This window comes from Streptomyces sp. NPDC005808 (assembly GCF_042871385.1).
Classification (GTDB): domain Bacteria; phylum Actinomycetota; class Actinomycetes; order Streptomycetales; family Streptomycetaceae; genus Streptomyces.
Map to the genome: position 1 here is coordinate 345440 of NZ_JBIAIK010000008.1, position 21425 is coordinate 366864.

General features: G+C 70.8%; 18 protein-coding genes. 11 read left to right on the forward strand and 7 right to left on the reverse strand.

All coding sequences use genetic code 11. The features are described 5' to 3' along the window. Positions 1 to 15: 15 nt before the first annotated feature. The 6 genes from pdhA (ACFYPC_RS20525) to ACFYPC_RS20550 all read left to right on the forward strand — a co-directional run bounded on the left by pdhA (ACFYPC_RS20525) (position 16) and on the right by ACFYPC_RS20550 (position 7802). Complete coding sequence (pdhA, locus tag ACFYPC_RS20525) at positions 16 to 1179, forward strand: pyruvate dehydrogenase (acetyl-transferring) E1 component subunit alpha (RefSeq protein ID WP_388677972.1); 1164 nt, start codon at positions 16 to 18, stop codon at positions 1177 to 1179. After that, a complete protein-coding gene (locus ACFYPC_RS20530) occupies positions 1176 to 2180 on the forward strand; it encodes an alpha-ketoacid dehydrogenase subunit beta (RefSeq protein ID WP_365441235.1) in 1005 nt (334 codons plus the stop codon). Before pdhA (ACFYPC_RS20525) ends, ACFYPC_RS20530 begins: the two co-directional genes overlap by 4 nt. Further along, a complete protein-coding gene (locus ACFYPC_RS20535) occupies positions 2180 to 3820 on the forward strand; it encodes a dihydrolipoamide acetyltransferase family protein (protein WP_388677975.1) in 1641 nt (546 codons plus the stop codon). The genes ACFYPC_RS20530 and ACFYPC_RS20535 overlap by 1 nt, the downstream gene beginning before the upstream one ends. A gap of 63 nt (positions 3821 to 3883) precedes the next feature. After that, positions 3884 to 5140, forward strand: a complete 1257-nt coding sequence (locus ACFYPC_RS20540) for a DUF6457 domain-containing protein (protein ID WP_388677978.1) — start codon at positions 3884 to 3886, stop codon at positions 5138 to 5140. After that, entirely contained in the window at positions 5137 to 6696 is a 1560-nt protein-coding gene (locus ACFYPC_RS20545) for a molybdopterin molybdotransferase MoeA (protein WP_388677981.1), read from the forward strand. The genes ACFYPC_RS20540 and ACFYPC_RS20545 overlap by 4 nt, the downstream gene beginning before the upstream one ends. Beyond that, on the forward strand, positions 6693 to 7802 hold the full coding sequence (locus ACFYPC_RS20550) for a potassium channel family protein (RefSeq protein WP_388677983.1): 1110 nt from the start codon (positions 6693 to 6695) through the stop codon (positions 7800 to 7802). The genes ACFYPC_RS20545 and ACFYPC_RS20550 overlap by 4 nt, the downstream gene beginning before the upstream one ends. A gap of 202 nt (positions 7803 to 8004) precedes the next feature. Here ACFYPC_RS20550 and ACFYPC_RS20555 read toward each other — a convergent pair whose 3' ends face one another. Beyond that, a complete protein-coding gene (locus ACFYPC_RS20555; protein ID WP_388677986.1) occupies positions 8005 to 8853 on the reverse strand; it encodes an ABC transporter permease in 849 nt (282 codons plus the stop codon). Continuing rightward, positions 8850 to 9893: an ATP-binding cassette domain-containing protein gene (locus ACFYPC_RS20560; protein ID WP_388677989.1), complete on the reverse strand. Its 1044-nt coding sequence runs from the start codon at positions 9891 to 9893 to the stop codon at positions 8850 to 8852. Before ACFYPC_RS20560 ends, ACFYPC_RS20555 begins: the two co-directional genes overlap by 4 nt. A gap of 218 nt (positions 9894 to 10111) precedes the next feature. On the opposite strand from ACFYPC_RS20560, the gene ACFYPC_RS20565 reads away from it, so the two are divergent. Continuing rightward, positions 10112 to 11092 (forward strand): NAD(P)H-quinone oxidoreductase, encoded by a 981-nt coding sequence (locus ACFYPC_RS20565; RefSeq protein WP_388677992.1) that lies wholly within the window; start codon positions 10112 to 10114, stop codon positions 11090 to 11092. Positions 11093 to 11321: 229 nt separating this feature from the next. On the opposite strand, the gene ACFYPC_RS20570 is transcribed toward ACFYPC_RS20565, so the two are convergent. Then, a complete protein-coding gene (locus ACFYPC_RS20570) occupies positions 11322 to 11795 on the reverse strand; it encodes a hypothetical protein (protein ID WP_388677994.1) in 474 nt (157 codons plus the stop codon). A 173-nt stretch (positions 11796 to 11968) separates the two neighbouring features. Here ACFYPC_RS20570 and ACFYPC_RS20575 point away from each other — a divergent pair, with 173 nt between their 5' ends. Then, entirely contained in the window at positions 11969 to 12511 is a 543-nt protein-coding gene (locus ACFYPC_RS20575; RefSeq protein ID WP_388677995.1) for a bacterial proteasome activator family protein, read from the forward strand. Between the two features lie 159 nt (positions 12512 to 12670). Here the strand turns inward: ACFYPC_RS20575 and ACFYPC_RS20580 are convergent, their stop codons facing one another. Next, entirely contained in the window at positions 12671 to 14323 is a 1653-nt protein-coding gene (locus ACFYPC_RS20580; protein ID WP_388677998.1) for a protein kinase, read from the reverse strand. A 390-nt stretch (positions 14324 to 14713) separates the two neighbouring features. Here ACFYPC_RS20580 and ACFYPC_RS20585 point away from each other — a divergent pair, with 390 nt between their 5' ends. Next, the gene (locus tag ACFYPC_RS20585; protein WP_388678001.1) at positions 14714 to 16291 is read left to right on the forward strand and encodes a protein kinase; all 1578 of its coding nucleotides are present in this window, start codon (positions 14714 to 14716) and stop codon (positions 16289 to 16291) included. Between the two features lie 109 nt (positions 16292 to 16400). On the opposite strand, the gene ACFYPC_RS20590 is transcribed toward ACFYPC_RS20585, so the two are convergent. From ACFYPC_RS20590 to ACFYPC_RS20600, 3 genes are all read right to left on the reverse strand, one after another. Further along, positions 16401 to 17426 carry a phosphotransferase gene (locus tag ACFYPC_RS20590; RefSeq protein WP_388678112.1) on the reverse strand — a complete coding sequence of 342 codons (1026 nt, stop codon included), beginning with the start codon at positions 17424 to 17426 and terminating at the stop codon, positions 16401 to 16403. Positions 17427 to 17528: 102 nt separating this feature from the next. Beyond that, a complete protein-coding gene (locus ACFYPC_RS20595) occupies positions 17529 to 17978 on the reverse strand; it encodes a pyridoxamine 5'-phosphate oxidase family protein (RefSeq protein ID WP_388678004.1) in 450 nt (149 codons plus the stop codon). Between the two features lie 182 nt (positions 17979 to 18160). After that, positions 18161 to 18829, reverse strand: a complete 669-nt coding sequence (locus ACFYPC_RS20600) for a response regulator (RefSeq protein WP_388678007.1) — start codon at positions 18827 to 18829, stop codon at positions 18161 to 18163. A 380-nt stretch (positions 18830 to 19209) separates the two neighbouring features. Here ACFYPC_RS20600 and pdhA (ACFYPC_RS20605) point away from each other — a divergent pair, with 380 nt between their 5' ends. Beyond that, positions 19210 to 20442 (forward strand): pyruvate dehydrogenase (acetyl-transferring) E1 component subunit alpha, encoded by a 1233-nt coding sequence (gene pdhA, locus ACFYPC_RS20605; protein WP_388678010.1) that lies wholly within the window; start codon positions 19210 to 19212, stop codon positions 20440 to 20442. A gap of 2 nt (positions 20443 to 20444) precedes the next feature. Beyond that, complete coding sequence (locus ACFYPC_RS20610; RefSeq protein WP_388678013.1) at positions 20445 to 21425, forward strand: alpha-ketoacid dehydrogenase subunit beta; 981 nt, start codon at positions 20445 to 20447, stop codon at positions 21423 to 21425.

Below are 21425 nucleotides of genomic sequence, written 5' to 3' on the forward strand. Positions count from 1 at the left end.
TGAGGAGGTGCCGTTATGACGGTCATGGAGCAGCGAGGCGCTTACCGGCCAACCCCGCCGCCCGCCTGGCAGCCCCGCACCGACCCCGCGCCGCTGCTGCCCGACGCGCGGCCCTACCGAGTCCTCGGCACCGATGCAGCCGCGCAGGTCGACGCGGGCCTGCTGCGCCGTCTGTACGCGGAACTGGTGCGTGGCCGCCGCTACAACGCGCAGGCCACCGCCCTCACCAAGCAGGGCCGCCTCGCGGTGTACCCCTCCAGCACCGGCCAGGAGGCCTGTGAGGTCGCCGCGGCGCTCGCTCTGGAGGACCGCGACTGGCTCTTCCCCAGCTACCGCGACACCCTCGCGGCCGTCGCCCGCGGCCTCGACCCCGTCCAGGCGCTCACCCTCCTGCGCGGCGACTGGCACACCGGGTACGACCCCCGCGAGCACCGCGTCGCGCCCCTGTGCACCCCCCTCGCGACCCAGCTTCCGCACGCCGTGGGCCTCGCACACGCTGCTCGCCTCAAGGGCGACGACGTGGTCGCCCTGGCGATGGTCGGCGACGGTGGCACCAGCGAGGGCGACTTCCACGAGGCGCTGAACTTCGCCGCGGTCTGGCAGACCCCGGTCGTCTTCCTCGTCCAGAACAACGGCTTCGCCATCTCGGTACCGCTGGCCAAGCAGACCGCCGCCCCGTCGCTGGCCCACAAGGCCGTCGGCTACGGGATGCCGGGCCGCCTGGTCGACGGCAACGACGCGGCGGCCGTGCACGAGGTGCTGAGCGAAGCCGTCCGCCGTGCGCGCGCGGGGGGCGGTCCGACGCTCGTCGAAGCGGTGACGTACCGCATCGACGCACACACCAACGCCGACGACGCCACCCGCTACCGCGGCGACTCCGAGGTGGAGACCTGGCGTGCGCACGACCCGATCGTGCTCCTGGAGCACGAGTTGACCGAGCGCGGGCTGCTCGACGAGGACGCGATGCGGTCCGTGCGCGAGGACGCCGAGACGATGGCCGCCGACCTGCGTCAGCGCATGAACCAGGACGCGGTGCTCGACCCCATGGATCTGTTCGCCCATGTGTATGCCGAGCCCACACCGCAACTGCGTGAGCAGGAGGCGCAGCTCCGCGCGGAGCTGGCGGCCGAGGCCCACGAGACGGTGGAGGCCCACGGTCCGGAAGGAGCCGGGCGATGACGACCGTTGCCCTGAAACCGGCCACCATGGCGCAGGCCCTCGGGCGCGCACTGCGCGACGCCATGGCCGCCGACCCGGCCGTCCATGTCATGGGTGAGGACGTCGGCACCCTCGGCGGCGTCTTCCGGGTCACCGACGGGCTCGCCAAGGAGTTCGGCGAGGACCGCGTCACGGACACCCCGCTGGCCGAGGCGGGCATTCTCGGGACGGCCGTCGGCATGGCGATGTACGGGCTGCGGCCGGTCGTGGAGATGCAGTTCGACGCCTTCGCCTACCCGGCGTTCGAGCAGTTGATCAGCCATGTCGCGAAGATGCGCAACCGCACCCGCGGCGCGATGCCGCTGCCGATCACGATCCGCGTCCCGTACGGCGGCGGCATCGGCGGCGTCGAGCACCACAGCGACTCCTCCGAGGCGTACTACATGGCGACTCCGGGGCTCCATGTCGTCACGCCCGCGACGGTCGCCGACGCCTACGGTCTGCTGCGTGCCGCCATCGCCTCCGACGACCCGGTGGTCTTCCTGGAGCCCAAGCGGTTGTACTGGTCGAAGGATTCCTGGAACCCGGACGAGCCGCCGGCCGTTCAACCGATAGGCCGCGCGATGGTGCGGCGCTCCGGCCGGAGCGCCACGCTCGTCACGTACGGGCCGTCCGTGCCCGTCTGTCTCGAAGCCGCCGAGGCGGCGCGGGCCGAGGGCTGGGACCTGGAAGTCGTCGATCTGCGCTCCCTGGTGCCGTTCGACGACGAGACGGTGTCGGCTTCGGTCCGGCGGACCGGGCGCGCGGTCGTCGTACACGAGTCGGGTGGGTATGGCGGCCCTGGCGGGGAAATCGCCGCGCGGATCACCGAGCGGTGCTTCCATCATCTGGAGGCGCCGGTGCTGCGCGTGGCCGGGTTCGACATCCCGTATCCGCCGCCGATGCTGGAGCGGCACCACCTGCCTGGCGTCGACCGGATCCTGGATGCCGTGGGGCGTCTGCAATGGGAGGCGGAGAGCTGATGGCCCAAGTGTTGGAGTTCAGGCTTCCCGACCTCGGTGAGGGACTCACCGAGGCGTTGATCGTCCGCTGGCTGGTCGAGGTCGGCGAGGTCGTCGCCGTCGACCAGCTCGTTGTCGAGGTCGAGACCGCGAAGGCGATGGTCGACGTCCCCTGCCCGTACGGGGGTGTGGTCACCGCGCGATTCGGCGAGGAGGGCGCGGAACTGCCCGTGGGCGCCCCCTTGTTGACGGTCGCCGTGGGCGCGGCTGCCTCCGGCGAGGGTGACGAGGTCGACGAGGCCGACGAGGGGTCCGGGAACGTACTCGTCGGTTATGGCACAGGGGCCCCTCCGGCGCGGCGTAAAAGGGTGCGGCCGCCGGGCGTCACCGGCCTGGCGGGCGGCCCGCGTGCGGAGGGGCAGCCGGCGCCGGGTGCCTTTGGGCTGTCGGCGCCGGGTGCCTTGGAGGGTGTGCCGGGCGCTTCGGTGGCTGTGGACGGTGCGGTGGCCTCCCCTGACGCGGTGCGTGAAGCGGACCGTCGGCCGGCTGCACGTTCGGGGGACTGGGACCACGCGGTTCCCGACGGCCGGTACGGCGCGGGCACGGACGTCCGGGACCGGTCGGCGGAAGGCGATCACGGCATCCATGGTGATCACGGCAGCCATGGTGATCACGGTGGTGTCGCGGTGTACGGGGACGGTCCCGTGCCGGTCATCTCTCCGCTCGTGCGGCGGCTCGCGCGGGAGAACGGCGTGGACCTGCGCGAGTTGGAGGGTTCGGGGCCTGATGGGCTCATCCTGCGGGCGGACGTCGAGTACGCGCTGCGTGCGGCGGCAACCGGTCACGCACGGGTGCCCACAGCCGCGGAACCCCGCAGGTCACCGGCAGTCGGCCACGGGCCGGTCGCGCCCCTTGGCGCACCTCAACTCCACTCCCGGCCGGCGACCGGGATCGGTCCCACCGAGGCCCCGAACGGCACCCGTATCCCCCTGCGAGGCATCCGCGGAATCGTCGCCGACAAGCTCTCCCGCAGCCGTCGGGAGATCCCCGACGCGACCTGCTGGGTGGACGCCGACGCCACGGAACTCATGCACGCGCGCGTGGCGATGAATTCCGCCGGTGGCCCGAAGATCTCCCTCCTGGCCCTGCTCGCCCGGATCTGCACGGCGGCGCTCGCCCGCCACCCGGAGCTGAACTCGACGGTCGACATGGATGCCCGCGAGGTCGTCCAACTCGACCAGGTGCACCTGGGTTTCGCGGCGCAGACCGAGCGCGGGCTCGTCGTACCTGTCGTTCGGGCCGCGCACGCCCGCGACGCGGAGTCGCTGAGCGCGGAGTTCGCGCGGCTGACCGAGGCCGCGCGGGCCGGGACACTGACCCCCAGGGACCTCACGGGCGGCACCTTCACGCTGAACAACTACGGGGTGTTCGGGGTCGACGGCTCCACGCCGATCATCAACCACCCCGAGGCGGCCATGCTGGGCGTCGGCCGGATCGCCCCCAAACCCTGGGTCCACCAGGGCGAACTGGCGGTGCGGCAGGTCGTGCAGCTCTCCCTCACCTTCGACCACCGGGTGTGCGACGGCGGCACGGCGGGCGGGTTCCTGCGCTATGTGGCGGACTGCGTGGAACAGCCCGCGGTGCTGCTGCGGACCTTGTGACTGCACCTGTCCACATGCTGCCCAGGGGGTGGCAATGATCCTTCGGGCGCTCATACTCGGGGGATGAACGCGTACGAGGCCCCGGGTGAACCCGGCGCCGGTGTGCCGTACGGCGCCGGTCTGCCGTACGACGCTGTCGTGCTCGCCGGAGGCGCCGCCCGGCGGCTCGGCGGGGTGGACAAACCCGCGGTGCGGGTGGGCGGCCGGCCGCTGCTCGACCGGGTGCTCGCCGCCTGCGCCGGTGCCGCGACGACGGTGGTGGTGGCCGAACCACGGTCCACCGCCCGTCCCGTGGTGTGGGCCCGGGAGGACCCACCCGGCGGGGGACCGCTCGCCGCGCTCGGTGCTGGGCTGCGGCACACCACCGCGGAGTTCGTCGTCGTGCTCTCCGCCGACCTGCCGTTTCTGGAAGCGGGGACGGTACGGCGACTGGTGGAGGCCCTTCAGCTGAGCACCACCAGGCCGGTGCACACCTTGAACGCCGAAAAGAAGCCCAGCGGCCCGGTGGACGCCGAAGGCAAGCCGAGTGGCCCCGACGGCGTCCTGTTCGTCGACCCCGGAGGCAAGCCGAGTGGTCCAGACGGTGTTCTGCTCGTCGACCCCGAGGGCAAGCCGAGTGGTCCAGACGGTGTTCTGCTCGTCGACCCCGAGGGCAAGGACCAGCCGCTCGTGGCCGCCTACCGGGTGGCAGCCTTGCGGTGGGAGCTGGCCTCACTCGCTTCCGCAGCCATCAGGGGCTCCGCCACCGTCGCCGCGGCTGACAACGGTTCCGCCACCGCCGCCGCGGCCGCGGCTGACAACGGTTCCGCCATCCCTGTAGCCATCGGCGACTCCGTCGCGGGCGGCGGTCTGGCCGGGCTGCCGCTCCGGCGGCTCACCACCGCGCTCGATCTCATCCGAATCTCCGACCCCGTCGCGTCCTTCGACTGCGACACCTGGGACGACATCGCCGCCGCCCGGGCACGTATCAGGGAGCATGGTCACGTGTTGGATGAATGGATTTCCGCAGTCAAGGACGAACTGGGCATCGATCTGGACGTCGACACCGGCCTCCTGCTCGACCTCGCTCGCGACGCCGCGCACGGTGTGGCCCGGCCTGCCGCACCGCTGACCACGTTCCTCGTGGGCTACGCGGCCGCCCGGGCCGGAGGAGGCCCCGAGGCGGTGGCCGAAGCCTCCCGGAAGGCCGCCGCGCTGGCGCTCCGCTGGGCCGACGAGGAGGCCGCCGACGCCGCCGACGCCAAGCCGGAGACCGGTCCCGCAGAAGGTCCCGCAGGCGTATCCGGTGCGGGTTCCGACGCCCGGCCGGACGCCGGATGACCGCCGCGCGCGGCACCCGGGACAGCCAGGACGCCGACGACCTCGACGACCTCGACGTTGACGAGGTGCTGGCACTGGTCAAGGAAGGCAGCGCCCGTGCCTCGGCCGGGCCGGGCCCCGGGGACAGCGCCGCCGGGGACCGCTTCGGCGCACCCGCCGCCCCCATGCCCACCCCCCAGGGCGAGCACCACACGCACGCCGCTGGCAGCGGCCACCGGGGCCACGGCGGCGGCCACGGGGAGCGCAACGGCGGCGGCCACGGAGAACAGAGCGGCGGCGGTCACGGAGAACAGAGCAGCGACCACGGCGTGCGCCACAAGGCCACCTCCTGGCCGCAGGCCCGCACCACCGCCGAGCGAGCCGCCCGTGCCCTCCCGCGCCCCACCGCCCTCTCCGTACCCCTGGACGCCTCCCTCGGCCTGGTCATCGCCGCCCCCCTCACTGCTCTCTCGGACCTCCCCTCCTTCGACACCTCGGCGATGGACGGCTGGGCGGTCGCCGGGCCCGGGCCCTGGGACGTACGCGAAGAGAGCGTGCTAGCCGGGCACGCGCAGCCCGCGGCGCTCACCGACGGCGAGGCGGTGCGGATCGCCACCGGGGCGCGTGTCCCGCAGGACGCCACCGCCGTACTGCGCAGCGAGCACGGGCGTATCGACGACAAGGGGCGGCTGCACGCGGCCCTCCCCCAGGCTCCTGGCTCCGTCCGGGCAGGGGGCACCCCGGACGTCGTGCACGGGCAGGACATCCGGCCGCGCGGTCAGGAGTGCCGCAGCGGCGACCAGCTCCTGCCGGTCGGCGCGCTGGTCACGCCCGCCGTGCTGGGTCTCGCCGCCGCCGCCGGGTACGACACGCTTGCCGTCATCCCCCGGCCACGCGTCGAAGTCCTCGTACTCGGCGACGAGTTGCTCACGGAGGGGCTGCCGAAGGAGGGGCTGATCCGGGACGCTCTCGGCCCGATGCTGCCGCCCTGGCTGCGTGCGATCGGCGCCGACGTCGTCGCGATGCGCAGGCTCGGTGACGACGCCAAGGCCCTGCATCGGACCATCACCAACTCCGAAGCCGACCTGATCATCACGACCGGCGGCACCGCGGCCGGCCCCGTCGACCATGTCCACCCCACCCTGCGCCGCATCGACGCCGAACTCCTCATCGACGGCGTCAAGGTGCGCCCCGGCCACCCCATGTTGCTGGCCCGCACCAAGCAGAATCAGTACCTCGTGGGCCTGCCGGGCAACCCCCTCGCGGCCGTCTCCGGCCTGCTCACGCTCGCCGAGCCCCTGCTGCGTATCCTCGCCGGACGACCGGCGGCGGAGTCGTACACGCTGCCCCTCAAGGAAGCCGTGCACGGGCACCCGTACGACACCCGGCTCGTGCCCGTCGTCCTGCGCGCGGACCGGGCGGTGCCGCTGCACTACAACGGCCCGGCGATGCTGCGTGGCATGGCGGCGGCCGATGCCCTCGCGGTTGTACCGCCGGGGGGTGCCCGCGCGGGTCAGGAGCTGGAGCTCCTCGATCTGCCGTGGGCCACGGCAGGAATCGGGGTGTGTTTCACGTGAAACAACCGGGCCATGATGCGATTGCCCGCCAGGCGGACGAACACCTCGTGACCCATCGAGTGAAGCTCCCGAAGAGCGTGGTGGAACGTCCGATCCGCCAGGTGGGGAAGCGCGTGGCAATGGCCCTGCTGGTGCTCGCCGGCACGGCGTTCATCGTGTGGGCCGACCGCGACGGCTACACCGACAACTCGGACGGCGCCGTCGATCTGCTCGACGCGTTCTACTACGCGACCGTCACCCTCTCCACCACCGGATACGGCGACATCACCCCGGTCAGCGACGGCGCCCGGCTCACCAACATCTTCGTCATCACACCGCTGCGGGTGCTGTTCCTGATCATCCTGGTCGGCACCACGCTGGAAGTCCTCACGGAGCGCACGCGCGAGGAATGGCGGCAGAACCGCTGGAGGGCGGCCTTGCGAGATCACACCGTCGTTGTCGGCTTCGGTACCAAAGGGCGGTCGGCCATTGAGACCGTGTGTGCGACCGGGCTGAAGAAGGAGCAGGTCGTGATCGTCGACCCCAACTCCAAGGTGGTCGACGCGGCGACGGCCGATGGATACGCGGGGGTCATAGGGGACGCGACGCGCACCGAAGTGCTGGATCGGGCCGAGGTGCGCAAGGCCCGGCAGATCATCATCGCCACCCAGCGGGACGACACGGCCGTGCTGGTCACGCTGACCGCGCGACAGCTCAACAGCGGGGCGAAGATCGTCGCCGCGGTGCGGGAGGAGGAGAACGCGCCGCTGCTGCGTCAGTCCGGCGCCGATGCCGTGATCACCAGCGCCAGCGCGGCCGGGCGACTGCTCGGGCTCTCCGTGCTCAGTCCCGCCGCGGGCATGGTCATGGAGGACCTCATCCAGCAGGGCACCGGACTCGACATCGTGGAGCGGCCGGTCGTAAAGGCCGAGGTCGGCAAGGGCGTGCGGGAGACGGAGGACCTGGTGGTGAGTGTCGTACGAGGGCATCGGGTGCTCGGATACGACGATCCGGCCGTCGGCACACTGCAGTTGACGGACCGGCTCATCACGATCGTGCGGGTGACGCCGGGCACCCATGTGGCACCCGACGCCCATCGCCTGCGCACGGACCCCCGCAGGCCGTAGCAGTCGCCGGACGCGCGGACCACCGCAGGCCCTGGCGGGCATTCACGCCCGCACCATCGGGCGGTAGCAGTCGCCTCGTGCCCGGACCACCGGGCCGTGGCGGTCGCCTGGCGCCTGGGCCACCGCAGCCCTGGTGGGCGCCTGCGCCCGGGCCACCGCAGCCCCTGGCGGTCACTCACGTACGAATCACGGGCCCTGGCGGTCACTTGCGGTTGTACAGGCGCATCGTGATGGGTCCGAAGACCAGGACGAGCAGTCCTGCCCAGCCCAGTGACCAGGCGACCTCCGCGGCCGGCCAGTCGCCCGCCATCAGGCCGCGCACCGCGGACGACACGTGGGTGATCGGACTGTTGTTGACGAAGGCCTGGAGCCAGCCGGGCATGGTCTTGGGGTCGACGAAGACGTTCGACAGGAAGGTCAACGGGAAGATCACCATCATGCTGACGCCCATCACCGACTTCTCGGTGCGCAGCAGCAGTCCGAACATGGTCCAGATCCACGAGAACGCGAACGAGAAGACCAGCAGCAGGGCGATCCCGGCGAGTACGCCGAGGACCCCACCGTCCGGGCGGTAGCCGAGGATGACGCCGACGACCAGCATCACCACCGACGCCATCGTGTAGCGCAGGGCGTCGCCGAGGAGATAGCCGACCATCACCGACGGCCGCCAGATCGGCAGCGTACGGAAGCGGTCGAAGACGCCCTTCTCGATGTCCGTGTTGACCGAGACACCCGTGTACATCGTGATCATCACGACCGACATCACCAGGATGCCCGGCAGCAGGAACTGGATGTACTCCGTGGGCGATCCGGCCAGCGCACCGCCGAAGAGGTACGTGTACATCAGGACCATCATGATCGGGAACGCGGTGACGTCGAAGAGCTGCTCCGGCACGTGCTTGATCTTGAGGATCGCCCGCCAGCCGAAGGTCAGCGACGCCGACAGGGCGCTGGGCCGCGGCGGACGGTCCTTGCTGATGAGCAGCTCGGCCAGCGACTCGGCGCTGACCGGGGCGAGATCCTTGCTGTCCGTGGTCGTCGCGGTGCTCATACCGCCGCCTCCTTGTCCATCGCGGTGTCGGCCGAAGGAGCCTCGGGGTCGGTCACGTGTCCGGTGAGGGCGAGGAAGACCTCGTCCAGGCTGGGCTGTCCCAGCGAGAAGTTGTCGACGATCACGCCGGTGCGGGCCAGCTCGGCGAGCGCTCGCGCGGCCTGTTCCGCCGCGCCCCGGCCATTGGCGGCGCCGGCGCCGACCCGGGCCGTCAGTGCCACCGGATCCGGCTCCAACTGGACCTCGGCGTCCAGGGCCAGGCGCAGCACTTCCTGCGCCTGCGGGCGCTGCGCCGGATCACGCAGCCGCAGATGTACGGAACCGGCGCCGACGGACGCCTTCAGCTCGCCCTTCGTGCCCTCGGCGATCACCTTGCCCTTGTCGATCACCGCGATCCGGGACGCCAACTGGTCGGCCTCGTCCAGATACTGCGTGGTGAGCAACACGGTGGTGCCCTGGGCGACGACCGCACGCACGATGTCCCACACCTGGTTGCGGCTGCGCGGGTCGAGGCCGGTGGTCGGCTCGTCGAGGAAGAGCAGGTCGGGGGTGTTGAGGATGGAGGCGGCGATGTCGATACGGCGCCGCATGCCGCCCGAGTAGTGCTTGACCTGCTTGCCCGCCGCCTCGCTCAGCCCGAAGGCCTCCAGGAGCTGCGCCGAGCGGATCGCCGCGGCCCGCTTGTGGTGGCCGAGTAGGCGGCCGAGCAGCACCAGGTTCTCGTGGCCGGTCAGGTCCTCGTCCACGGACGCGTACTGGCCGGTGAGGCTGACTCTCTCGCGTACCCGGTCGGCCTCCTGCACGACGTCGTGGCCGAAGACGTGGGCCTGGCCGCCGTCGGGGCGCAGCAGGGTGGCCAGCATCTTCACGGTGGTGGTCTTGCCGGCGCCGTTCGGGCCGAGGACGCCGTAGACCGTGCCGGCGGGCACGGCGAGGTCGACGCCGTCGACGGCCCGGGTTTCGCCGAACGTCTTCACCAGACCCGCGGTCTCGATGGCCAGACCGGATGTCGGTGTGTTCGGTGCGCTGCGTGCGCTCATGTCTCGGTGTCCTTCCAGGTGCGTGGCTACGCAAGGGAGACCGCCGCCGCGACGCGAACTCATCGCCCGCCGTATGAGTAATTCGCGCAGTTGTCCGTTTCGCTGTTCACGCGGCCATCCGCCGCCACGGGCCGTGACTTTACGGTCCCTTTGCCTCCACCGTGCCTCTACTGGAGCGTCCGCGCATCCCATTTACTGCGAGGAGTAGCGTCCCCCTCATGTACGCGATCACGATTCCTGAACCTGGTGGGCCCGAGGCGCTGGTGTGGGACGAGGTCCCGGATCCGGTGGCCGGTCAGGGCGAAGTGCTGGTCGATGTGGTGGCCAGCGCTGTCAACCGCGCTGATCTCCTGCAACGACAGGGCCTCTACAACCCGCCGCCCGGCGCGTCCCCCTACCCCGGCCTCGAATGCTCGGGGCGCATTGCCGAGGTAGGCCCCGGTGTTTCGGGGTGGGCGGTGGGCGACGAGGTGTGCGCGCTGCTCTCGGGCGGCGGCTACGCCGAGAAAGTCGCCGTTCCCGCCGGGCAACTGCTGCCGGTGCCCGAGGGCATCGACCTCAAGCAGGCCGCCGCGCTGCCCGAGGTGACCTGCACCGTCTGGTCGAACGTCTTCATGGTGTCCCATCTCCGCCCCGCCGAGACCCTGCTCGTGCACGGCGGCTCCAGCGGTATCGGCACCATGGCGATCCAGCTCGCCAAGGCCGTCGGCGCGAGGGCCGCGGTCACGGCGGGCACCAAGGAGAAGCTCGACTTCTGCGCCGAGCTGGGTGCGGACATCTTGGTCAACTACCGCGAGCAGGACTTCGTGGAGGAGATCAAGCGAGCCACCGACGGGGCGGGCGCCGACGTCATCCTCGACAACATGGGCGCCAAGTACCTGGGCCGCAACGTCCAGGCCCTGGCCGTCAACGGGCGGCTCGCGATCATCGGCATGCAGGGCGGCATCAAGGGCGAGCTGAACATCGCCACCCTCCTCAACAAGCGTGCCGCGGTCACCGCGACCTCGCTGCGCATCCGCCCGCTGGGGGAGAAGGCGGCGATCGTCGCCGCCGTACGCGAGCACGTGTGGCCGCTGATCGCCTCCGGCCACGTACGCCCGGTCGTCGACCGTGAGCTGCCGATGAACGACGCCGCGGAGGGGCACCGGGTGCTGGAGGGCAGCGGACACATCGGGAAGGTGCTGCTGGTCGCCCCCTAGGGAGCGCGCTACCCGGGAGTTTCAGCAGCGCGCGCCCTACGAAGTTCTCCGCTCTGGAGCTGCGCGCTTCCGAGGGAGCTCGCAGCTCGGGACGTTCCAGCCGCGTGCTTGCCAGAGAGCGCGCCGCCCGGGAGGTTTCAGCAGTGTGCCTCCCAAGGAGCGCGCTGGTCGTGGGGTTCCAGACGCGCGCTTCCCAGGGAGCGCATCGCCCGGACGGTTCCGGGCGGCATCAGCCGCGCCGGACGCGCAGGGCGAAGAACGCCAGTCCCAGGCCCAGCCCGATGAGGATCAGCCCGCTGCCGAGCGGCACGATCTGCAGTACCGGCTCCGGGGTGCGTCCGGGGCGGCCGACGTTCTGCCGTACGGGGATCGCGGCCTCCTGCGGCGCGGCGCTCGCCTCCGGGCGGTCGAGGGCGGCGGGGTCGCGGTCCGTGTACGTCGGCTCGGCTGCCTCGGACTCCGACAGGCCGCCGGGCTCCTCGCGTCCGGGCCGCGCCCGGCCCTCTCCCGGACGGCTCCCCGCACGGGAGGCATCGGCGCTGGGATCGGGGGCGTACGACGGGGCGTGTGAGACGCGGTGAAGGGCTGCGTACGACGGGGCGTGTGTGACGCGGTGAAGGGCTGCGTGTGACGGGGACGCCGCCCCGGCCGTCAGGGCCAGCAGCAGTCCCGTCATGTGCAGCGCACGGAGCCATGGAGTCACGCCGGTGACCCCCTCCCGGTGAGGAGTCAAAATGATCAACGGGTCAAGATCAATGGGTCAAGCCTCACATGCCCCCTTTGCCCCGGCATCTCGGCTGCTCCTTTTGCTCACGGTGTCCCCGCCGACGCGGGCCGGGGGGTGGCGCGGTGGACGGGTGCGAGACAATGGGCGGCATGGAGATGCCGAGGAACGAACGGTCGCCGGAGAACCCTCAGATCCTGGTCCTGGGCCAGGACGGAACAGCTCTCGGTGGCGCCGGAGACGAGGACTCCCGCGAGATCCCGGTGACGGAGATGGTGGAACAGCCCGCCAAGGTGATGCGCATCGGAAGCATGATCAAGCAGCTTCTCGAAGAAGTGCGCGCCGCACCTCTTGATGAAGCCAGCCGTGTCCGGCTGAAGGAGATCCACGCGAGTTCTGTGAAGGAACTGGAGGACGGCCTGGCCCCCGACCTGGTCGACGAGTTGGAGCGCCTCTCTCTTCCCTTCACGGACGAGGCGATTCCCTCCGACGCCGAACTGCGCATCGCGCAGGCACAGTTGGTGGGCTGGCTGGAAGGCCTCTTCCACGGGATCCAGACGACCCTCTTCGCCCAGCAGATGGCGGCGAGGGCCCAGCTGGAGTCGATGCGCCGCGCCCTTCCGCCGGGCACCGGCGGCGCGGAGGGAGACGAGGACCCCCGTGCGGGCGGCCGTTCGGGCGGACCGTACCTGTAGCCCCCGGCGGCGGCACCCGGACAACGAAACAAGCCCGGCACGAGAGTGCCGGGCTCTTTCGTATCTTGATCCGGACCGCGGACCGCGGACCGCGGACCGCGGACCGCGGACCGCGGACCGCGGACCGGACCGTGATCCCGACCTCGATCCGGACCGGGATCAGGACGGATTGCCGGTCGACACCTTGAGCTGGATCTCCGGCATGTCCTCCGGGTCGACGTCCGTGCCTTCGGAGGGGAACTGGTCCATGACCGTGCCCTCGCCGTAGGTGTTCTCGTCGACGTACTCGATCTTCATCTGCCAACCCGCTGCCTGGAAGCAGGACTTGACCGACTGGAGGTACCTGTAGGTGAAGTCGGGGACCCGGATCTTGTTCTCGTCGTTGTACGACTCCTCCGGCTCCGTGCACTTCTCCGTCTCGATGGTCTTCGTCGTGTCCGGCCCCTTGTGGCCCGCCGCCACGGAAGGCGCCTGGCTGGCCTCGCTGCCGCCGCCCGTGTCGTCGGCGCCGGTCCCGCCGTACAGCGCCAGCGCCGCGATCAGGCCGCCGACCGCGACGACCGCGACGACGATCGAGCCGACGACCACCCCCCTGGCGCTCTTGCGGCCGCCCCCGGAGCCGCCCGGCTGGGGGGTCGGGTACTGGGGTGTCAGGTTGTACGGCGGAGGGGTGGAGACGCCCTGCTGCGGGGAGTACGCCGAGGTCTGCGGCGGCGGCAGATAGCCGCCCTGCTGCGGATAGCCGTACGACGGAGCCGGAGTCTGGGGCGGGGTGGGGGCCGGGGTCGGCGAACCGTAAGGGCCCGGCTGGTAGGGGGCCTGGACCGGGCCCGGTGCCGGAGCGGCCTGGTCGACGGGAGGGAAGACCGCGGAGGCGACACCCGCGCCGCTCGACGTGCGGGCGCCCGGCACGATGCTCGGCGCGGCGGTGTGCAGCGACTGGGCAACGCGCAGGCATTCGTCGCGCATCACCTCGGCGCTGGGAAACCGCTCGTTCGGGTTCTTCTTCAGCGCGCGGGCGATGAGCGCGTCCACGGCCGGAGGCAGCGAGCGGTTGACCGAGGAGGGCGCGACCGGCTCCTCCTGGACATGCGCGTAGGCGATGGCCAGCGGAGAGTCCGCCTCGAACGGCAGCCGCCCGGTGGTGAGCTGGAAGAGCATGATGCCGACCGAGTACAGGTCGGATCTGGCGTCCACGGCTCTGCCGAGGGCCTGCTCCGGCGAGAGGTACTGCGGTGTGCCGACGACCATGCCGGTCTGGGTCATCGAGGTGACCCCGGACTGCATGGCGCGGGCGATCCCGAAGTCCATCACCTTGACGACGCCGCGCTTCGTCATCATCACGTTGCCCGGCTTGATGTCCCGGTGGACCAGGCCCATCTCGTGGCTGATCTCAAGGGCGGCCAGCACGTCCGCGGTGATCCGCAAGGCCTTGTCCGCGGGCATGGCGCCGTGACTCGCGATGTCCTGGTCGAGCACCGAACCGAGCGGGCGGCCCTCCACGTACTCCATGACGATGTACGGCGTCGTCATGCCGTCCAGGACGTCCTCGCCGGTGTCGAAGACCGAGACGATGTTCGTGTGCGTGAGCTTCGCCACGGCCTGGGCCTCGCGGCGGAACCGCTCACGGAAGGCCTGCTCGCGGCCGAGCTCGGTGTGCAGCGTCTTGATGGCGACCTGGCGGTCGAGCACCGAGTCGTACGCGAGATGGACCGAGGCCATGCCGCCCTCGCCGAGCAGATCACGCAACTGGTAGCGGCCGCCGGCGACAGCACCCCCCGCGTACCGGCCCTGTGCGCCGTCCTGGCTCATCTTCTGCGTCCCCCATCGGCGCGGCCGGAGCTGCTGGTTGCTCCCGCGGTCCGTGACTCGCTTGTCGTGATCGCGGCTGTGATCTGCCCGGTGATCGGCCGGTGTTCAGTGATCGATTGGCTCATTCCCGGCCAAGTCTGCCCGAGGGCACTGACACGTCAAGTTCGGTGCCCGTTCCGTGACCGTCTGAGAAAGAAGCGTCGCGGAAGCGTTACAGGTGCCGTACGGCCGGTACACAGGATTTGCACGCGGGTACCCGCGACGGGTTGGATGGCCGATCCATCCCACTTCCGTCTCGGACCGGAGCCTTGCGCAGAGCCTGTAGCGTGGCCCGACGGAGACCGTGACAACCACCGCGCAGACCGCGGGCAGAAACGACGGCGAGGACTGATGGCACAGCAGCAGCGCGCTCAGGGCCCGTCCGACCCCGAGGCGGCTGGCGGCGGTATGTCGGATGCGCCGGAGCTGTGGGGTAACGGCGGGCTGGTCGGCGACGGCCGGTATCGGCTGACCCACAGACTGGGCCGGGGCGGCATGGCCGAGGTGTTCGCGGCCGAGGACGTACGCCTGGGACGCACCGTCGCGGTCAAACTGCTCCGCTCCGACCTGGCCGAGGACCCGGTCTCCAAGGCCCGCTTCACACGCGAGGCCCAGTCGGTCGCCGGCCTCAACCACCACGCGGTCGTCGCCGTGTACGACTCCGGCGAGGACGTGGTCGGCTCCCGCGTCGTCCCGTACATCGTGATGGAGATCGTCGAGGGCCACACGATCCGCGATCTGCTGATCAATGCCGAGGCTCCCGGGCCCGAGCAGGCACTGATCATCGTCTCCGGTGTGCTCGAAGCGCTCGCCTACTCGCACCAGCACGGCATCGTGCACCGCGACATCAAGCCGGCGAACGTGATCATCACGCAGACCGGCGCCGTGAAGGTGATGGACTTCGGCATCGCGCGCGCTCTGCACGGCGCGCAGTCGACGATGACCCAGACCGGCATGGTCATGGGCACGCCGCAGTACCTCTCGCCCGAGCAGGCGCTCGGCAAGGCCGTCGACCACCGCTCCGACCTGTACGCGACGGGCTGCCTGCTCTACGAACTCCTCGCGCTGCGGCCCCCGTTCACCGGTGAGACGCCGCTGTCGGTCGTGTACCAGCACGTACAGGACATCCCGGTGCCCCCGTCCGAGGTCTCCGACGCGGCGCCGCCCGAGCTCGACGGGCTGGTCATGCGCTCCCTCGCGAAGGAGCCGGACGACCGGTTCCAGACCGCCGAGGAGATGCGCGGGCTCGTCCAGTACGGGCTTCAGATGCTGTACGACCAGGGCAGCCACACCGGCACCTGGAACACCGGGCCCGTCGACATACACGGTGGTCAGCGCACCCCGGCGGCGGGCTACGCCGGAGTCGCCGCGATGCCGCATCCCGGCGACTCGGGCACCTCGCAGATCCCGCAGCCGATCCTGCCGAGCCAGTACGGCGGCGGGGACGACGGCGGTTTCGAGGGGCACGGCAACAGGGGCGGCGGCCGGGGCAAGCTGTGGATCCTCGCGGTCCTCGCGGTGATCGCCATCGCGGCGGGTGTGGCGCTCGCGCTCAACCAGAGCGGCGGCGAGGGCGGCGGGACCGGTACCACCGTGTCGCCCTCGGCGTCGACGGCGACCACCGAGGACAGCGGCTCCAGCGCGACCCCCAGCCAGGAACCCACGGACACCTCCACCGACGACTCGACGGACAACGGCAACACCACGGGCTCGGGCTCGCAGTACACGCCGTCGTACACGCCGTCTCCGAGCTACAGCAGCGAGCCGTCGGCCGAGCCCACGGACGAGCCGACCACCACGGAACCGACCACCACGGAGCCGACGGACGAGCCGACCACCACGGAGCCGACGGGCCCGCCGACGGAGGAGCCGACCGGCCCCGGTGGTGTCACCGGTGACACCACCGGCGGCGGGTTGACCGGCGGCTGAACCCGGCGAGCGAAAACACACCCTCACGCGCGCGTGCGGCCCGAAACGGGCTCCACGCGCGCGTGCCGTTTGCCACCGGGCACGCTGGGCACGCTGGGCACGCCGGGGATCACCCCGCGAACGCCTCGCACACCGACTCGTACTCCCGCGTCCACCACACCGCCAGCGCCGACGCCGCCGGGAACTGCGGATCGGCGCGGGTGTCCCCGCGCTCGTAGTGCCAGCGCAGTATCCAGAAGTCGTTGAGGCGCTCCCACCACACGCGGTGCACGGCGGCGGCGAGTTCGCAGGGGGCGGCGCCCGCGGTACGGCGGTACGCGCGCGCGTAGGCCCGCACTTTCGTCAGGTCGAGTGCTCCGACGGGCTGTACGAAGAAGATCACCGCGGCGCGTACCGCCTCCTCGGCGCGGGGCTGGACGCCCAGCCGGTCCCAGTCGACGATCGCGGCCGGTTCACCGTCGCGGTAGAGCAGGTTGAACGGGTGGAAGTCGCCGTGCACCCAGCTCACCGAACCGCACTGCGGAGGCCGCCGGTCGGCATGCCGTTCCAGGAGGGCGCGTCTTTCCAGGAGCCGGTGGCGGGCCAGTTCGTCGAAGGCGTCGGACGGGCGGTGGCGGCGCACCCGGGCGAGCAGGTGGTCGATGAGCGCGAAGGTGTCGGCGGGGTCGGCACCGTCGGCCGGGGCGGCACCTTCGGCCGGTTTCGCCGAACCGCGTCCCTGCGCCGGCATCACCTGTTCCAGGCTCGCGTGGACCACCCCCAGGAGCGCACCGAGCCGCGCGCACTGGTCCGTGCTGAGCTGGCCACCGTGCCGGTGCCGTCCGTCGATCCACGGGTGCAGTGCGTACGCGTGGCCCCCGACGACGGCGACTGTGCGGCCGTCGGTGCCGGTCAGCGGCGGGGCGACCGGGACGCCGAGATCCGCGAGGCGCTGGGTGGCCCGGTGCTGGCGGGCGATCGCGGCGGGGTCGGCGGTCTCGGGGTCGAAGTGGTGCTTGAGGAAGTATCGGCCGCGGGTGGTGCACAGCCGGTAACCGCGGTTGAGCAGCCCCTGGTCGACGGGTTCGCAGGTCAGCGCGGACCCGGCAGCGGCGTACTGGCGGAGGAGGGCGCCCAGAGGGGGCGCGTGAGACACAGGGGGTGGTACAAGAGAGCGCGGCACGCGGCAGATGCTAGGGCACGAGAACGCCTCTGACCTTGGGTTTGTCACACACAGTCGCCCTGTTCGCAACATCGGTCACAGAACGTGCTGGAACCGCCGTTCCAGGCCACCGTCCGTCGCGTGCACGGCGCCGAACTGCGGCTCGATGCCCAGATAGACCGGCTCGTAGGGCTCGCCGTCCACCAGACGCGGCGCGGGGCCGAAACGCCCGAGCTGAATCTCGGTCGGCTCGACCATCTCGCACCGGCCCACGATCTGCGCGGTCCACAGGCCCTCGCCCGGACGTGCGGAGTTCAGGTTGTCGGTGCCGTACGCGACGATGCTGGCGTCGCACGCCTGGTGGTAGCCGAGGTTCCGGGGCATGCGCAGCAGGACGTGGCCGTCGGCCACGATGTGCCGGGCGAACGCGAGGAAGGGCAGGGCGCGCATGCTGGTGGCCATCCGGCCGTAGTCGGTGCGGCCGATCAGTTCCACGGCGAACTGTTCGAGGACCGGCTGCTTGGTGGCCGGCTGTGCGTCGGGCATACGACCAATTTCCGGCACCCGGAGGACCGGGGGAAGGGCCACCCGCCCTCTGCAGGCGGGCCATAAGTCCCGAATGCCGCCTCATTGGGGCGCGGGCGGCTGACGCATGGTCCCCCAATGGCCGCCTCATTGGGCCGCGGACCGCCGACGCCATGCCCCCAATGGCGCCCTGTCAGGCGCGACTACTGCCGCTGCTCCTGCTCCACCTGCAAGCGCGCCACGTACGCCGCCGCCTGGGACCGCCGTTCCATCCCCAGCTTGGACAGCAGACTCGACACATAGTTCTTGATCGTCTTCTCGGCGAGGTGCAGCCGCTCGCCGATCGCGCGATTGGTGAGCCCCTCGCCGATCAGGTCGAGGATCCTGCGCTCCTGCTCGGTGAGGTGGCCGAGCTTGTCGTCGCTCTTGGGGCCACCGCCGTCGCGCAGCCGCTCCAGGACGCGGGCGGTGGCCTCCGGGTCGAGCAGCGACTTCCCCGCGGCGACCTCACGTACGGCCGTGAGCAGTTCGTTGCCGCGGATGGCCTTGAGGACATAGCCCGAGGCGCCCGCCATGATCGCGTCGAAGAGGGCCTCGTCGTCGGCGTACGAGGTCAGCATCAGGCACTTGATGTCCTCGTCCTGGGAGCGGATCTCGCGGCAGACCTCCACGCCGCTGCCGTCGGGGAGCCGTACGTCCAGGATGGCGACGTCCGGGCGGGTGGCCGGAATCCGGACCAGCGCGTCGGCCGCCGTGCCGGCCTCGCCGACCACCTCGATGTCGTCCTCCCCCGAGAGCAGCTCGTGGACGCCGCGCCGAACCACTTCGTGATCGTCGAGGAGAAATACGGTGATTTTCCCGGTTTCGCGCACATTGTCAGTGTCACACAGGACCATTGGCCCTGCCCCGGAGTGAACTCTTCCCGTGTCCGGGGTGACCGGGATAACGTGCCGGTGTTCCGGCCCCCTGCAAGGCTGTTACCAGCGCTGTGACCAGCGGCTGTTCCCGACCGACGCGAGGTACTTGGAAACCCGACTAAAAAGTAGTTGGAAATCCGAGCAAAAACGCAGGTCAGGAGTGGTCTCACAGATTTGTGAGGCACTGGGTAACGTAGCTGTTGCAGGGCGCTCGCCGGGGCACCTGTCACGTCTGTTCCCGGCCGAGTGCACCCACCCCGTGCACGGGTACTGGACCAGGCGAGCCGCACTGGCCGACCGGCAACCCCGGGGGCCGGACCGACGGAGGAGTACACGTGACCGTGGAGAGCACTGCCGCGCAGAAGCCGCGACGCAGCGCCGGTACGAAGAGCGCCGCGAGCGCCGGCACGACCGGGGCGACCGGGACGAAGCGCGCCGCGAGCACCGGTGCCAAGCGCGCCGGTGCCAAGAAGGCACCGGGCGCCGGCCCCGAACTCATTCAGCTGCTGACCCCCGAGGGCAAGCGGGTCAAGGACGCCACGTACGACCCGTACGTCGCCGACATCACCCCCGAACAGCTGCGCGGCCTGTACCGGGACATGGTGCTGACCCGCCGGTTCGACGCCGAGGCCACCTCCCTGCAGCGCCAGGGCGAGCTGGGTCTGTGGGCCTCGCTGCTCGGCCAGGAGGCCGCCCAGATCGGCTCCGGGCGCGCCACCCGCGAGGACGACTACGTCTTCCCGACCTACCGCGAGCACGGCGTCGCCTGGTGCCGCGGGGTCGACCCCACCAACCTGCTCGGCATGTTCCGCGGTGTGAACAACGGCGGCTGGGACCCGAACAGCAACAACTTCCACCTGTACACGATCGTCATCGGCTCGCAGACCCTGCACGCCACCGGGTACGCCATGGGCATCACCAAGGACGGCGCCGACTCGGCCGTGATCGCGTACTTCGGGGACGGCGCCTCCAGCCAGGGCGACGTCGCCGAGTCGTTCACCTTCTCCGCCGTCTACAACGCCCCCGTCGTGTTCTTCTGCCAGAACAACCAGTGGGCCATCTCCGAGCCGACCGAGAAGCAGACCCGCGTCCCGCTCTACCAGCGTGCGCAGGGCTACGGCTTCCCGGGCGTCCGAGTCGACGGCAACGACGTCCTCGCCTGTCTCGCCGTCACCAAGTGGGCCCTGGAGCGGGCCCGCAGCGGCGAGGGCCCCACCCTCGTGGAGGCGTTCACGTACCGCATGGGCGCACACACCACCTCCGACGACCCGACCAAGTACCGGGCCGACGAGGAGACCGAGTCCTGGGAGGCAAAGGACCCGATTCTGCGGCTGCGCACCTATCTTGAGGCCTCAAACCACGCGGACGAGGGATTCTTCGCGGAACTCGAAGCCGAGAGCGAGGCGTTGGGCAAACGAGTACGCGAAGTCGTACGGGCCATGCCGGACCCGGACCACTTCGCCATCTTCGAGAACGTGTACGCGGACGGGCACGCGCTCGTCGACGAGGAGCGGGCCCAGTTCGCCGCCTACCAGGCGTCGTTCGCGGACGAAGGGGAGGACAAGTAGCGATGACCGCGGAAAAGATGGCGCTGGCCAAGGCGATCAACGAGTCGCTGCGCAAAGCCCTGGAGACCGACCCCAAGGTCCTGATCATGGGCGAGGACGTCGGCAAGCTCGGCGGTGTCTTCCGGGTGACCGACGGACTCCAGAAGGACTTCGGCGAGGACCGGGTGATCGACACCCCGCTCGCCGAGTCGGGCATCGTCGGCACGGCGATCGGCCTCGCGCTGCGCGGCTACCGCCCCGTCGTGGAGATCCAGTTCGACGGTTTCGTCTTCCCCGCCTACGACCAGATCGTCACGCAGCTCGCGAAGATGCACGCGCGGGCGCTCGGCAAGATCAAGCTCCCCGTCGTCATCCGCATTCCGTACGGCGGCGGGATCGGCGCGGTCGAACACCACTCGGAGTCCCCCGAGGCGCTGTTCGCGCACGTGTCGGGCCTGAAGGTGGTCTCTCCGTCGAACGCGTCGGACGCCTACTGGATGATGCAGCAGGCCATCCACAGCGACGACCCGGTGATCTTCTTCGAGCCGAAGCGGCGGTACTGGGACAAGTCCGAGGTCAACACGGAGGCGATCCCCGGACCTCTGCACAAGGCGCGGCTGGTGCGTGAGGGCACCGACCTGACGCTGGCGGCGTACGGCCCGATGGTGAAGGTGTGTCTGGAGGCCGCGGCGGCTGCCGCGGAGGAGGGGAAGTCGGTCGAGGTCCTGGACCTGCGGTCGATGTCCCCGCTCGACTTCGACTCCGTGCAGGTGTCGGTGGAGAAGACCCGTCACCTGGTGGTGGTGCACGAGGCGCCGGTGTTCCTCGGCACGGGCGCGGAGATCGCCGCCCGGATCACCGAGCGGTGCTTCTACCACCTGGAGGCACCTGTTCTGCGGGTCGGCGGCTATCACGCGCCGTATCCGCCGGCACGCCTGGAGGACGAGTATCTTCCGGGCCTGGACCGGGTGCTCGACGCCGTCGACCGCTCGCTTGCGTACTGA

Coding starts and splice junctions, on each gene's coding strand:
- pdhA (WP_388677972.1), top strand. CDS start 16: ATGACGGTCATGGAGCAGCGAGGCGCTTACCGGCCAACCCCGCCGCCC.
- ACFYPC_RS20530 (WP_365441235.1), top strand. CDS start 1,176: ATGACGACCGTTGCCCTGAAACCGGCCACCATGGCGCAGGCCCTCGGG.
- ACFYPC_RS20535 (WP_388677975.1), top strand. CDS start 2,180: ATGGCCCAAGTGTTGGAGTTCAGGCTTCCCGACCTCGGTGAGGGACTC.
- ACFYPC_RS20540 (WP_388677978.1), top strand. CDS start 3,884: ATGAACGCGTACGAGGCCCCGGGTGAACCCGGCGCCGGTGTGCCGTAC.
- ACFYPC_RS20545 (WP_388677981.1), top strand. CDS start 5,137: ATGACCGCCGCGCGCGGCACCCGGGACAGCCAGGACGCCGACGACCTC.
- ACFYPC_RS20555 (WP_388677986.1), bottom strand. CDS start 8,853: ATGAGCACCGCGACGACCACGGACAGCAAGGATCTCGCCCCGGTCAGC.
- ACFYPC_RS20560 (WP_388677989.1), bottom strand. CDS start 9,893: ATGAGCGCACGCAGCGCACCGAACACACCGACATCCGGTCTGGCCATC.
- ACFYPC_RS20565 (WP_388677992.1), top strand. CDS start 10,112: ATGTACGCGATCACGATTCCTGAACCTGGTGGGCCCGAGGCGCTGGTG.
- ACFYPC_RS20575 (WP_388677995.1), top strand. CDS start 11,969: ATGGAGATGCCGAGGAACGAACGGTCGCCGGAGAACCCTCAGATCCTG.
- ACFYPC_RS20580 (WP_388677998.1), bottom strand. CDS start 14,323: ATGAGCCAGGACGGCGCACAGGGCCGGTACGCGGGGGGTGCTGTCGCC.
- ACFYPC_RS20585 (WP_388678001.1), top strand. CDS start 14,714: ATGGCACAGCAGCAGCGCGCTCAGGGCCCGTCCGACCCCGAGGCGGCT.
- ACFYPC_RS20595 (WP_388678004.1), bottom strand. CDS start 17,978: ATGCCCGACGCACAGCCGGCCACCAAGCAGCCGGTCCTCGAACAGTTC.
- ACFYPC_RS20610 (WP_388678013.1), top strand. CDS start 20,445: ATGACCGCGGAAAAGATGGCGCTGGCCAAGGCGATCAACGAGTCGCTG.